Here is a 13,557-nt window from a genome sequence, read left to right as displayed (position 1 = left end):
GCCAGCCGCCCGGCGGTGCGGGGAGCCGGGCGACCGGCCGGGCGGCGCCGGGGCTATCGTGGGGCGGGCACCTGCTGGAGCTGCGAGGTTTCGTCCGCCAGTTCCGCGCGGACCCGGCCGTGGCCGCGGACCCAGAACCGGTAGGCGAGCACCAGCAGGCCGAGCCAGACGGCGCCCACGTAGAGGGCCACCCGGGTGTCCTCGAAGGCGCCAAGGATTCCGATCACCAGGGCCATGAAGACGATGGTCAGCACGGAAGCGGCGGGCCACCACGGCGACGGGAATTCCGACGCCGGCAGCCCCTTGCGGGTGATCTCGCGCTTCATCGCCACGTGCGAGGCGAGGATCATGGCCCAGACCCACACCGTGGCGAAGGTGGCGATCGAGGCGATCAGCAGGAAGACGTCCTCCGGGATGACGGCGTTCAGGACCACCCCGACCAGCAGGATGCCGGTCATCAGCACCACGGTCAGCCACGGAACCCCGTGGCGGGAGACCTTGCCGAAGCTTGCGGGGGCATGCCCCTGCCTGGCCAGGCCGAAGAGGATCCGGCCGGCGCCGAAGATGTCGCTGTTGACGGCCGAGAGCGCGGCGGTGATCACCACGGCATTGAGGATGTGCGGCGCGGCCGGAATGCCCAGGCCGCTGAAGATCTGCACGAAGGGGCTGCCGTTGGTGCCGATCTCATTCCACGGGAACAGGCTCATCAGCACGCCGAGGGTCAGCACATAGAACAGCAGAACGCGCACGGGGACGGTGTTGACGGCCTTCGGGATGACCGACTTGGGGTCGGCCGCCTCACCGGCGGTGATGCCCAGGGTCTCGATCCCGCCGAACGCGAACATCACGACGGCGAAGGAGGCCAGGAGCCCTTCGAAGCCGTTGGGGAACATGCCGCCGTGCTCCACGAGGTTGCCCAGGCCCGGGGCGACGGTTGCGCCGCCGGCCTGGAAGCCGAAGACGATGATGGCCGCGCCGCCCACGATCATGGCGATGATGGCCGCGACCTTGATCAGCGAGAACCAGAACTCCAGCTCGCCGAACACCTTCACGCTGAGCAGGTTCAGGGCCGCCAGGAAGAAAATGATTGCCAGCACCCAGATCCAGCGCTCCACCGCGGGGAACCAGAACCCCATGTAGATGCTGAAGGCCGTGACGTCCGCGATGGCCACGATCGCCATCTCGAAGACATAGGTCCAGCCGGTCACAAAGCCGGCCATCGGGCCGAGGTAGCGGCTCGCGTACTGGCCGAACGAGCCGGAGACCGGGTGCCGCACGGCCATTTCCCCCAAGGCCCGCATCACCATGAACACGGCCGCGCCGCCGATCATGTAGGCGAACAACACGGCGGGCCCGGCCATCTGGATGGCGGACGCGGAGCCGTAGAACAGCCCGGTTCCGATCGCGGAGCCCAGGGCCATGAACCGGATATGCCGGACGTTGAGTCCCCGGCTCAGGACGGTTTCGACGACGGCGCCGGCGCCTCGTCCGGGGGTGGCGGCGGTCCCATCGGTCTTTCCAGCAGTCTCGCCGGCGGGAGCCGGGTGCGTGGCTGTTTGGGCTTGTGGCATGCGAATACCTTCTCGTCATTGGGAGGGGGATCGCTATCCAGCAGACCATGTTTGGTGCAGCTGTGATCAGGCTCACGGCGGGTTGGTGTCTTTGATTTCAGACTGTGGATCTCAGGCTGTGCTGACCGCCAAGCCGGATGCCCGCCGTCGTGCCACCGGCAGGCCACCTTGGTGCATTACCCGGGCGGCGGCCGGAAACGGGCGACGTACCCGTGCTGCCAGGGCGTCTCCACCGTGCGCCGGTGATATTGCCGGCGCACGTAGGAAACGGCCTGCTCCGGCGGGACCCCGTCCAGGATGGCGATGCAGGCCAGTGCCGTGCCGGTCCTGCCGCGGCCACGCCAGCAGGCGATCTCCACGCGCTCGGTCTGGGCCCGGCGCCACGCTTCGCTCAGCGCTTCCAGGGCCTCCGGTTCGTCGGCCGGCAGCCGCAGGTCCGGCCAGTGCACCCAGCGTGATTCCCACGCCACCGGGGGCGGGCTCTTGCCCAGCAGATAGACACCGAATTCAGGCTGCGGTCCCGCGGGAAGCGGCCCACGCAGGGCGCGGCCGCGGATGAGCCGGCCGGAGGGCAAAACCATGACGCCGTCCTGGGCCGGGTCCCACGTCTGCTCCACCATGGTCCAGATCGTAGCCGTTCTGCCGGAGACCTGACTACGGCGGGCCCTGCGCCGTTCCCGAAGGGGCGGGGGGACAGGCGGAATGTCCGGGATGCCAGACATCGATGGGCGACGGCGGCCTGTCCGGATCCGCCGGCCAGGCGCATGCTTAAGTACGGGATACCGGACACCGCCCGAATTTGAAGAGGACCCATGCCAGCCACGAGCACCACCCTGACCACCACGGCTGCGGCGCCGCCCGCACCCGCACCCGCACCCGCGGCGTCAAGCGCCGCCCCCATCGCCAAGACGGCGCCCAGAACCGGCGCGAAGGCGACCTCCAAGGTCCCGGCGGCCGAGAACACCCTGCGCATCCTCAAACTGCTGGCCTCCAAGCGGGGGCCGATGGCGGCGTCGAACATTGCCACGGCGCTGGGACTGCCGCGCTCCAGCGTCTACCACCTGCTCGGCGTGATGGAGGCGAACGGCTTCGTGCTGCACCTGCACGAGGAGCAGCGCTACGGCCTGGGCATCAGCGCCTTCGAACTCAGCTCCGCCTATTCGCGGCAGGAACCCCTGTCCAGGCTCGGCCGGCCCATGCTCGCCTCTCTCGTGGATGTGATCGGCGAGAGCGCGCACCTCGCCGTGCTGCACGGCCGGGACGTGCTCTACATTGTCGAGGAGCGGGCCAAGAACCGCCCGTCCCTCGTGACCGACGTCGGGGTCAGGCTCCCGAGCCACCTGACCGCGAGCGGCCGGGCCATCCTTGCGGCGCTGCCGAAGTCGCAGGTCCGCGCGCTGTACCCGAACGCGGCCGCCTTCACGGCAAGGCACGAGACCGAGTCGCCCATCATGAAATACTCCGCGCTGTCCTCGCACCTGGACCAGGTCCGGCAGCGCGGCTACGCGACCGAACACGGCGAGGTGACGCCGGGCTTCGGATCGATCGCCGCGGCGGTCACGGACCACGTGGGCTGGCCGACGGCCGCCGTCGCGGTGACCTTCCTCGAGGCGAAGCTGCCCGCGGAGGAGTGGCCGGCCCTGGCCGCGCGGGTGCAGAAGGTCGCGGACGAGCTCTCGGTCCGCATCCATGGCCGCCCCAGCCCAACTAGCTCGCACTAGTTGTCGTTTTGACGCCTCAAAACGACAACAACTGCGAGTCAGTTGGGTCTGGAATCCCGGACAGCACCCGCCCGCAGGCCCTGTTTCCGGGGCCGCGGGCAGGCTTTAGTTGATACAGAACCTCTTCCCGGAACCATTCAAGACACGAAGGAGCCCCTCATGGCACCCGCCGATTTCACCACCGGTGCCCGCCCGGTCAAAGCAGCCCGCGGCACCACGCTCACCGCCAAGTCCTGGCAGACGGAAGCCCCGCTGCGGATGCTGATGAACAACCTGGATCCCGAGGTCGCCGAACGCCCCGATGACCTGGTGGTCTACGGCGGCACCGGCCGGGCCGTCCGGTCCTGGGCCGCGTTCGACGCGATCACCCGCACCCTGGAAACCATGGAGAAGGACGAGACCCTGCTGGTCCAGTCCGGCAAGCCGGTCGGCGTGTTCCGCACCAACGAATGGGCGCCGCGGGTGCTCTTGGCCAACTCCAACCTCGTCGGCGACTGGGCCAACTGGCCCGAGTTCCGCCGGCTCGAGGCCGAGGGCCTGATGATGTACGGCCAGATGACCGCCGGATCCTGGATCTACATCGGCACCCAGGGCATCCTGCAGGGCACCTTCGAAACCTTCGCCGCGATCGCCCGCAAACTCACCGGGGACGAGAACGGTACGCTCGCCGGCACCCTGACGCTCACCGGCGGCTGCGGCGGTATGGGCGGCGCGCAGCCGCTCGCCGTCACCCTGAACGACGGCGCCTGCCTGATCGTCGACGTCGACGAGGCCCACCTGCGCCGCCGCGCCGGCAAGCGCTACCTCGACGAGGTGGAGACCGACCTCGACGCCGCGATCGCCAAGGTCATCAAAGCCAAGGAAGAGCGCCGTGGCTTGTCCGTCGGCTACGTCGGCAACGCCGCCACGGTGTTCCCCGAGATCCTGCGCCGCCATAAGGCCGGCGAGCTGACCGTGGACATCGTCACGGACCAGACCTCCGCGCATGACCCGCTGAGCTACCTGCCCGAAGGCATCACCGTGGAGGAATGGCACCGCGAGGCCGCCGCGGACCCGGAGGGCTTCACCAAGAAGGCCCAGACCTCCATGGCCAGGCACGTCCAGGCCATGGTCGAGTTCCAGGACGCCGGCGCCGAAGTGTTCGACTACGGCAACTCGATCCGCGACGAGGCCCGCAAGGGCGGCTACAACCGCGCCTTCGAATTCCCCGGCTTCGTCCCGGCGTACATCCGCCCGCTGTTCTGCGAGGGCCTCGGCCCGTTCCGCTGGGTCGCCCTTTCCGGCGACCCGGAGGATATCGCCGTCACCGACGCGGCAATCAAGGAGCTGTTCCCGGAGAACAAGCACCTGCACCGCTGGATCGACGCCGCACAGGAGCGCGTGGAGTTCGAGGGCCTGCCGGCGCGGATCTGCTGGCTGGGCTACGGCGAACGCGCCAAGGCCGGACTGCTGTTCAACCGGCTCGTCAAGGAAGGCAAGGTCAAGGCCCCCATCGTGATCGGCCGCGACCACCTGGACTCCGGCTCCGTCGCCTCCCCGTACCGCGAGACCGAGGCCATGGCCGACGGCTCGGACGCAATCGCCGACTGGCCGCTGCTCAACGCCCTGCTCAACACCGCGTCCGGAGCCACCTGGGTCTCCATCCACCACGGCGGCGGCGTCGGGATCGGCCGTTCCATCCACGCCGGCCAGGTCTCCGTCGCCGACGGCACTGACCTCGCCGCCGAAAAGCTCGAACGCCTGCTCACCAATGATCCCGGCATGGGCGTCATCCGCCACGCCGATGCCGGCTACGAGCGCGCCGTCGAGGTCGCCAGGGAACGCGGCGTCCGCATCCCCATGAACGAAGGAACCGCAAAGTGACCTTAACAACCCACGAACCGCTCACCGTCACCCTCGGCTCCAGCGGCGTCACCCCCGAGGACGTCGTCGCCGTCGCCCGCCACGACGCAAAGGTGACCATCGACCCGGACGCCCTGGATGCCGTCGCCAAGGTCCGCGCCCACATCGACAGCCTTGCCCACAGCGAGGTCCCGGCCTACGGCATTTCCACCGGCTTCGGGGCGCTGGCCAACCGGCACATCCCCAACGAGCTGCGCACCCAGCTGCAGAAGTCCCTGATCCGCAGCCACGCCGCCGGCATGGGCCCGGCCGTGGAACGCGAGGTGGTCCGCGGCATCATGTTCCTGCGCGCCAAGACGCTCGCCTCCGGCCGCACCGGCGTCCGCCCGGTGGTGCTGCAGACCATGGTGGATGTCCTCAACGCCGGCATCACCCCGGTGGTCCGCGAATTCGGCTCCCTCGGCTGCTCCGGGGACCTCGCGCCGCTGTCCCACTGCGCCCTCGTGCTGATGGGCGAAGGCGAAGCGGAAGGGCCCGACGGCGTGACATACGGCGGCCGGGGCGAACGGGCTGTCGCCGAACTCCTCGCCGGGCACGGGATCGCCCCGGTCACGCTCGCCGAGAAGGAAGGCCTGGCCCTCGTCAACGGCACCGAAGGCATGCTCGGCATGCTGCTGATGGCCATCGCGGACATCCGCCAGCTGCTCACGACGGCGGACATCACCGCCGCGCTCAGCGTCGAGGCGCTGCTCGGCACGGACCAGGTGTTCCTGCCCGAGCTGCACGCCGCGCTCCGGCCGCACCCGGGCCAGGCCGCCTCCGCGGACAACATGCTCCGGGTGCTCTCCAACTCCCCGATCGTGGCCTCGCACCGGATCAACGACACCAAGGTCCAGGACGCCTACTCGCTGCGCTGCGCACCCCAGGTCGCCGGCGCCGTCCGGGACACCGTGGACCACGCGGCCCTCGTCGCCTCCCGCGAACTGGCCGCCGCGATCGACAACCCGGTGGTCCTGCCCGACGGACGCGTCAGCTCCAACGGCAACTTCCATGGCGCCCCGGTAGCCTACGTCCTCGACTTCCTCGCCATCGCCGTCGCGGACCTGAGCTCCATCGCCGAGCGCCGCACCGACCGGATGCTCGATCCGGCGCGCTCGCACGGGCTGCCGGCCTTCCTGGCCGCGGATCCCGGCGTCGATTCCGGCCTGATGATCGCGCAGTACACCCAGGCAGGGCTGGTCTCGGACAACAAGCGGCTGGCCGTTCCCGCCTCGGTGGACTCGATTCCGAGCTCCGCGATGCAGGAGGACCACGTGTCCATGGGCTGGCACGCGGCCCGCAAGCTCCGGAAGGCGGTTGAGAACCTGCGCCGCGTCCTGGCGATCGAACTGGTCACCTCGGCCCGGGCGCTCGACATCCGGACCCAGCTCTCCGACGGCGCCCTCACGCCGGGGCCGGCCGGCACGGCCGTTATCGCCGCACTGCGCGGCGTCGTCGACGGTCCGGGGACGGACCGGTTCCTGTCACCGGAGCTTGAAGCGGCCGACCGGCTGCTCGCCTCCGGCGCGGTCCGGGCCGCGGCCGAATCCGCCGTCGGAAATCTCGCCTGAGAAGAAACAAAATGCAGTTCAGATGAACAATTTCCGGCGCCCCCGAAATAGTTGGCAACACGGCCGTCGGGGGCCCGGAAACTGTAGTAAAAATGAAAGTCCATACCAACGAAGTTGTGGCAAAGAACATATACAAAGGGGTAGAAGTTCAAATGAAAGCACGCGGGACGGTTTTGTCCAGACGCCAGGCATCCGCCACCACGGTTTCCGACTGGAGAAGCCTCAAGGCCGGAGACCGGGTCGAAATCCTCAAGCACGCGCAAGCTTTGGCAGCCGGTGAGGTCGAAGAAATTTCGATGAGCGGCAACGTGCTCTGGCTGGTCCCGGCGGACCCGTCCGAGACCCAAATCTTCCTGAAATCCGACGGCGTCCAGGTGCGGCGAGCCTAGCCGAACCCAGCCTCAACAGAAAGTCCCGGTCGTCCCGACCGGCCCCGCATCCGGCGGGGCCAGCCCGGGCGACGGGGACTTTTTTGTGGCCAGGAACGTTGGGCAGGTGACTGCGCCGCCCGGAATGTCCGATCCGGCCCGACCCGCCGCCGCTGAAAAATGGCCGGGCGTCGGGCTAGAGAGTGTCGGACCCTGCGGTTATGATGTTGGCACGAAGTCTTGGGGGATAACTTCCGGGATGTTTTTCGCCGTCTTGCCGTCATTTGCCGGCCAGGACCCGTCGTTCCAGGAGTTGTTCGAGCGTGTTTTTCAAGACTTTCGGTTGGTCGTTAGCGGTCACCATCATCGCATTGGCGGTGGCTTTCCTTTACGGCGGCCCCCAGGCGCTAATTCTTTGCCTCATCCTGGGCATTCTTGAAATCAGCCTGAGTTTCGACAACGCGGTGGTCAACGCGCGAATCCTCGAACGCATGAACCCGTTCTGGCAGAAGATGTTCCTGAGCGTGGGCGTCATTATCGCGGTCTTCGGGATGCGCATCCTCTTCCCGCTGCTGATTGTCGGAGTGACAGCCCAGCTGAACCCGGTTGAAGCCGTCAGCCTGGCGATGGAAAAGGGCGACCCGCACACTCCCGGCAGTTATGGCTACCTGCTGCACGAAGCGCATCCGCAGATTGCCGCGTTCGGCGGAATGTTCCTCCTGATGCTGTTCCTGGACTTCATCCTCGCCCACCGCGAGATCAAGTGGATCAAGTTCCTTGAAATCCCGCTGGCCAAGCTGGGCAAGCTCGACAGCGCCTCCCTGATTCTGGGCATGGTCGCGCTGGCCGTTGCCGGTGGCGTGGCTGGCGACAAACAAGGAATCGTCTTGCTGGCGGGTCTTCTGGGCATGATCACCTACTTCCTGGTGAACGGCCTCGGAAACCTCTTCGACGTTGACGCAGACGGTGATGTCGACGCCGATGACGCTGACATCGTCGTACATTCAGGCCCCACCGGAGCCGCAAAAGTGGCCGGAAAAGCCGCCCTCATGCTGTTCCTCTACCTGGAAGTCATTGACGCCTCCTTCTCCTTCGACGGCGTCATCGGCGCCTTCGCCATCACCTCGGATCCGATCATCATCGCCCTGGGACTGGGCTTCATCGGTGCCATGTTCGTCCGCTCCCTGACGGTCTTCCTGGTCCGCCAGGGGACGCTGGACGAATACGAATACCTCGACCACGGGGCGCACTGGGCCATCGGCGCTCTGGCCGTGATCCTGCTGGTCACGATCGTGGTTCCCATCAACGAGATCGTGACCGGCCTGATCGGCGTCGTGTTCATCGGAGCCGCCTTCGCCGGCTCCGTCCGTCGCAACAAGCGGGCCGCTGCCGGCGAACAGAACGAATCGCTGCAACCGGCCGATCTGAACAGCTAGTCCACCACGGTACAAAATCCCCAACCACCACGATGAGAAGCGAGTAAATCAATGGGTTTGAGTTTGCAGAAGGGCCAGTCACTGTCGCTGACCAAGCAGAACGGTGACTCCCTGACAAACGTCCGCTTGGGTCTCGGCTGGGACTCTGCCGTTCCGGCCAAGAAGGGATTCTTCGGCGGAACCAAGACGGTCGAAATCGACCTGGATGCCTCGGCCATCCTGTTCGACGGCGACGGTAAGCACCTGGACACGGTCTTCTTCAACCAGCTCACCAGCAAGGACGGCGCCATCCGCCACACCGGTGACAACCTGACCGGCGCCGGGGACGGCGACGACGAGACCCTCATGGTGAACCTGCCCGACGTCTCGCCGGCGGTCCAGCACATCGTTTTCGTCATCACCAGCTACAGCCAGCAGACCTTCAACATGGTCCAGAACGCCTTCTGCCGGGTCATCGACGACTCCGTCGCGGGCAGCCCGGAAGTCGCCCGCTACGATCTCACGGAGTCCGGCCCGAACACGGCAATGATCATGTCGAAGCTTTCGCGGAACGGCCACGCCTGGAGCTTCCAGGCGGTCGGGACCCCGGCCAACGGCCGCACGGCCGTTGACGTCCTCGGCGTCGCGGCGTCTGCGCTCTGAGCTACTGTTTAGTCCCAGCCCACCGAAGGAGTAACACGTGTCCAGCCTGACTCTGAGCAAGGGCAGCAACCTGTCCCTGACAAAAGCCGACCCCGGCCTCCGCAAGGCCATGATCGGCCTCGGCTGGGACCCGCGGACCACCGCGGGGGAGCAGTTCGACCTCGATGCCTCGGCGCTCCTCGTCCGGGCCGACGGCAAGGTCCGCTCCAACGACGACTTCATCTTCTACAACCAGCTGACCTCGCCCGACGGCGCGATCGTGCACCAGGGCGACAACCGCACCGGTGAGGGCGAAGGGGACGACGAGCAGATCCTGATTGATCTTGACTCCGTGGCCTCCGACATCGAGAAGATCGTCATCGTCGTGTCGATCGACCAGGCCGAGGCCCGGCGGCAGAACTTCGGCCAGGTGCGCGACGCCTTCTGCCGGGTTGTGAACCAGGAGACCGACAACGAAGTTGTCCGCTACGACCTTACCGAGGACGCAGCCGCCGAGACGTGCATGATTTTTGCGGAGATCTACCGCAACAACGGCGAGTGGAAGTTCCGTGCCGTCGGCCAGGGCTACGCCTCCGGCCTCCATGGCGTAGCCACGGATTTCGGCATCGTCCTGGACTAGCAGGAGGTGGCCCGGCAACCCCCGGGCCACCCAGCGCAACTTCACCCGACTGAAACAAGGAGCACAAACATGGCCGGCCTGACTCTGACCAAAGGCAGCAACCTCTCGCTCACCAAGACCGATCCCGGACTGAACAAGGTCCTCGTCGGTCTGGGCTGGGACCCACGTACGACAGCCGGCGACGCGTTCGACCTGGACGCCTCGGCGCTCCTCCTCGGAGCCGACGGAAAGGTCCGTACTTCAGCGGACTTCATCTTCTACAACCAGCCGGCGGCAGCCGACGGCTCGGTCGTCCACAAGGGGGACAACCGTTCCGGTGCCGGCGACGGCGACGACGAAGTGATCGCCGTCGAACTGTCAGCCGTGGCGGCAGACGTTGAGCGGATCGTCTTCGTCGTCTCGATCGACCAGGCGGAGGCCCGCCGGCAGAACTTCGGCCAGGTGCGCTCCGCTTACTGCCGCGTCGTCAACCAGGGCACAGACGCTGAGGTGGTCCGCTACGACCTCAGCGAGGATGCGGCGCCGGAGACCTGCATGGTTTTCGCGGAGCTGTACCGGCACAACGGGGAGTGGAAGTTCAAGGCAGTCGGCCAGGGCTATGCGACAGGTCTGGCCGGCATTGCCGCGGACTTCGGCGTCCAGCTCGACTAAGACTCCGCGACCAAGGAAAGAGAGACGCACCAATGAGCATGCAACTCACCCCGCCTGACACCGCGGCCTCGACGCCGCTCGTCCTGAACGCTCCGGAGAGCCTGGACATCGTCAAGGTCGACGACGCCCCGGGCATGGTCCCGGTTCCGGCTGAACGCCAGCAGGAGATCAATGCGCAGGCGCGGGCCTTTGTCAGCGAAGTCGCCGCGATGAACCCGCACAGCCCCGAGTACACGAGCAAAATTGACGGGATCAACCGGCTGGCGGGCCAGCAGCTGGTGTCCTCCGCCAGCACCTCGAGCCGGCTCCTGGAACGGTCCTCCACTTCGTTGGCCAGCGCGAAGAAGTCGGGCAGCAGCGCCCAGGTGCACGTGGCGGCAACGCTCGGTGAACTCCGGTCCACGGTCGAAGACCTCACCCCCAACGAAGCTGACCTGAGCGTTGGCCGCAAGATCCTTGGGATCATCCCGGGCGGCAACAAACTCGCGAAGTACTTCCAGAAGTATGAGACCGCCCAGACCCAGCTGGACAAGATCATCAAGTCCCTGATGTCCGGGCAGGACGAGCTGCTCAAGGACAATGCCGCGCTCGCCCAGGAAAAGACCCAGTTGTGGGAAACCATGCAGGGCCTGAGCGAGTACGCGGTCTTCGCGAAGGCCCTGGACGCCGCAACCGCCGACCGGATCGATCAGATGAAGCTGGCGGGCCAGGTCGAAGAAGCCAACACCCTCGACTCGGATGTGCTGTACCCGATCAGGCAGCGCCACCAGGACATCCTGACGCAGCTGGCCGTCTCTGTGCAGGGTTACCTGGCCATCGACATGATCCGCAAGAACAACACCGAGCTGATCAAGGGTGTGGAGCGGGCGCGCACCACAACGATCTCCGCGCTGCGGACCGCCGTTATTGTGGCCCAGGCGCTGGCCAACCAGAAGATGGTGCTGGACCAGATCGATGCCATCAACACCACAACGAACAACATGATCCTCAAGACTTCCGAGATGCTCAAGGACCAGACGGCGCGCATCCACCAGCAGGCGGCCAGTTCCGGAGTCAGCGTGGAGACCCTGCAGAAAGCCTTCGACAACGTCTTCCAGACAATGGACGCGATCGACACCTTCCGCTCCCAGGCCAACAAGAGCATGGAAGGCACCGTCCACGCCCTTGAGGCGGGGCTGGAGCGGGCCCGTCCCTACCTGGACCGGGTCCGGCAGCAGGAGGGGAATTAGCGGCCGCCAGCCCTGAGCAATAGGCTTACGGGCTATGGTCGGAAAATTCTTAGGCTCGCTGTTCGGCAGCAGTGCTGTTGCCCAGTCTGTTGTCGAACAGCAGCCCGTGGCCGATCCTGGCCAGGATGAGCTGGCGGCCACGTCAGCGGCGCTCGAGGAACTCCGCAGGATGGCCCTGCGCCAAGGGGCGGAACTGCCGACCGCGGTACTTTCACAGCTGCTTCAGCTGGCTGACGTCCTCCGTGCCCTGATCCGCTACATCGGGAAGTCAGGGGCGTCCACCGAGCAGCGCGTGCTGCTGGACGCTGTCATCACGGACTATCTGCCGTCGCCGCTGCGTGCCTACTCAATGATGTCGGCGGACTCACGGAGGGACGATTCCGCCGACACGACGGTGTTGCTGGAGCAGCTGGACACTCTTTACTCCACCGTTCAGAACCTGGACAACCAGGTCCGTACGGGCGCCATTACGGAACTGGCCGTCCACGGCCGGTTCCTCAGGGACAAGTTTGATGTTGACGGTCTCCACCTGGAAGGACACTAGTGGCTTCGATGGTCGCGGGCAGCAACGCCGCCCTTACCGCAGAGAACCCCGGCCTCGGCAAGGTGCTGCTCGGGATCGGCTGGGACATGGTGCCGAGCCGCGGTCCGCAATCCGAGCCGGTTCCGATGGTCATCATGTGCGGGGCGGACGGCCGCGCCGTCTCGGACGAACACCTCGTGTTCTTCAACCAGATCGCCAGCCCCGAGGGCAGCGTCGCGTTCGCCGGAACCGAGGACCAGGAGCAGATCGACGTCGACCTGCTCCGGGTTCCCGACGCCGTCAGCAAGATCGCCGTGCTCGTCTACATCGACCCGGACGTGCGGGGCCCGGGCACCTTTGGCGCCGTCCGGAACGCCTACCTGCGGGTGGCCGATGAGCGGGACAGGGAACTGCTCCGCTTCAACGTTCCGCCGATGAACATGGACAAGATCAACGCGATGATCCTTGGGGAGCTCTACCGGCACGCCGGCGGCTGGAAGTTCCGGGCCCTCGGCCAAGGCTACGAGACCGGGCTGGCAGCCGTCGCCGCCGATTTCAAGCTGAAGCTCTGACATGCCCCTGGACCGAAACACCATCCGGACGGATCTGGGCTATCTCAGCCGCCGGCGCAAAGCCACCAAGCCGCCCGAAAGGATGCAGCCGGCGTCGGCCGGCCACGGCGGCCCCCCGGGTTCCGGCGGACTCACGCTCGACACCGTAGCTTCCCGTCCCGCCCCGCCGGCCCAATCGTCGGGGACCCCGGCAGCGCCGGGGCGTCCTGGCCAGGCGTCCGGCCCGCGGTCGGCACCGGCCGTCCGCGTCTTCCCGGCCCCTGCCTTCGGCGACGTCCGTCAACTGGGTGAGGCGAACCCTGTGGTGCGCCTGGACGCGCGGCAGTCCGCCATCGGGTCCCTCCTGGTGGCCGGGGCCCGCTCGGTGGCGTGGGAGGACAGGGACTTCACGACGGGAGCCCGCGACGCCGACGGGCTGACGGCGGGAACCAGCGTCAGCACTCCTGGAAACCGGCCCCTGGCCGGCATCCAGGACTCGTCCGGAGTGGTATCCCTGCGCCACGTGCGGCTGCTCCGCCGTGCGTTGTTCATCGCCGGGGAAGCGCCGCTGACAATCGGGGTCTTCGACGGCGCGGCCGCCGCGGTTGCTCCCCGGAACGACGCAGGGTCGCGGACCGTGCTGTATGTCTCCCGGATCGGAGCCGTCCTTGAGCTGCGCGCCGAGTTCGTCCCGGAAGACGCCTCCGATGCGGCCGTGTGGGCCATATTCGGTTTCACGATGACAATCCCGCTGGACCAACGGGTCCTCCGGCGCTGATCCGGCACGACGCCAC

General features: G+C 66.9%; 14 protein-coding genes. 12 read left to right on the top strand and 2 right to left on the bottom strand.

Annotated elements, in window-relative coordinates; all coding sequences use genetic code 11:
• Nucleotides 1–53: 53 nt before the first annotated feature.
• Nucleotides 54–1,571 (bottom strand): amino acid permease, encoded by a 1,518-nt coding sequence (locus tag E5206_RS01515; protein ID WP_240689882.1) that lies wholly within the window; start codon nucleotides 1,569–1,571, stop codon nucleotides 54–56.
• Between the two features lie 176 nt (nucleotides 1,572–1,747).
• A complete protein-coding gene (locus E5206_RS01510; protein WP_136320940.1) occupies nucleotides 1,748–2,191 on the bottom strand; it encodes a protein-tyrosine phosphatase family protein in 444 nt (147 codons plus the stop codon).
• A 192-nt stretch (nucleotides 2,192–2,383) separates the two neighbouring features.
• Here E5206_RS01510 and E5206_RS01505 point away from each other — a divergent pair, with 192 nt between their 5' ends.
• The 12 genes from E5206_RS01505 (at nucleotide 2,384) to E5206_RS01450 (ending at nucleotide 13,541) form a co-directional block, all read left to right on the top strand.
• A complete protein-coding gene (locus E5206_RS01505) occupies nucleotides 2,384–3,292 on the top strand; it encodes an IclR family transcriptional regulator (RefSeq protein ID WP_240689880.1) in 909 nt (302 codons plus the stop codon).
• 159 nt (nucleotides 3,293–3,451) lie between these two features.
• Complete coding sequence (locus E5206_RS01500) at nucleotides 3,452–5,155, top strand: urocanate hydratase (RefSeq protein ID WP_136320939.1); 1,704 nt, start codon at nucleotides 3,452–3,454, stop codon at nucleotides 5,153–5,155.
• Nucleotides 5,152–6,744: a histidine ammonia-lyase gene (gene hutH / locus E5206_RS01495; RefSeq protein WP_136320938.1), complete on the top strand. Its 1,593-nt coding sequence runs from the start codon at nucleotides 5,152–5,154 to the stop codon at nucleotides 6,742–6,744. The genes E5206_RS01500 and hutH overlap by 4 nt, the downstream gene beginning before the upstream one ends.
• A 152-nt stretch (nucleotides 6,745–6,896) precedes the next feature.
• The gene (locus E5206_RS01490; RefSeq protein ID WP_136320937.1) at nucleotides 6,897–7,133 is read left to right on the top strand and encodes a hypothetical protein; all 237 of its coding nucleotides are present in this window, start codon (nucleotides 6,897–6,899) and stop codon (nucleotides 7,131–7,133) included.
• A 302-nt stretch (nucleotides 7,134–7,435) separates the two neighbouring features.
• Nucleotides 7,436–8,548 (top strand): DUF475 domain-containing protein, encoded by a 1,113-nt coding sequence (locus tag E5206_RS01485; protein WP_136320936.1) that lies wholly within the window; start codon nucleotides 7,436–7,438, stop codon nucleotides 8,546–8,548.
• Between the two features lie 51 nt (nucleotides 8,549–8,599).
• Nucleotides 8,600–9,190: a TerD family protein gene (locus E5206_RS01480; RefSeq protein ID WP_136320935.1), complete on the top strand. Its 591-nt coding sequence runs from the start codon at nucleotides 8,600–8,602 to the stop codon at nucleotides 9,188–9,190.
• Between the two features lie 37 nt (nucleotides 9,191–9,227).
• A complete protein-coding gene (locus E5206_RS01475; protein WP_136320934.1) occupies nucleotides 9,228–9,809 on the top strand; it encodes a TerD family protein in 582 nt (193 codons plus the stop codon).
• A 69-nt stretch (nucleotides 9,810–9,878) separates the two neighbouring features.
• Nucleotides 9,879–10,460: a TerD family protein gene (locus E5206_RS01470; protein ID WP_136320933.1), complete on the top strand. Its 582-nt coding sequence runs from the start codon at nucleotides 9,879–9,881 to the stop codon at nucleotides 10,458–10,460.
• Nucleotides 10,461–10,492: 32 nt separating this feature from the next.
• Entirely contained in the window at nucleotides 10,493–11,689 is a 1,197-nt protein-coding gene (locus E5206_RS01465) for a toxic anion resistance protein (protein WP_136320932.1), read from the top strand.
• 34 nt (nucleotides 11,690–11,723) lie between these two features.
• Nucleotides 11,724–12,233: a hypothetical protein gene (locus E5206_RS01460; RefSeq protein ID WP_136320931.1), complete on the top strand. Its 510-nt coding sequence runs from the start codon at nucleotides 11,724–11,726 to the stop codon at nucleotides 12,231–12,233.
• Between the two features lie 8 nt (nucleotides 12,234–12,241).
• Entirely contained in the window at nucleotides 12,242–12,784 is a 543-nt protein-coding gene (locus tag E5206_RS01455) for a TerD family protein (protein ID WP_240690098.1), read from the top strand.
• Between the two features lies 1 nt (nucleotide 12,785).
• Nucleotides 12,786–13,541, top strand: coding sequence for a hypothetical protein (locus E5206_RS01450; protein WP_136320929.1), 756 nt, complete (start codon nucleotides 12,786–12,788; stop codon nucleotides 13,539–13,541).
• Nucleotides 13,542–13,557 lie beyond the last annotated feature (16 nt).

It is taken from the genome of Arthrobacter sp. PAMC25564, assembly GCF_004798705.1.
GTDB lineage: Bacteria > Actinomycetota > Actinomycetes > Actinomycetales > Micrococcaceae > Arthrobacter.
This window is presented reverse-complemented; position numbering and strand designations above follow the sequence as displayed.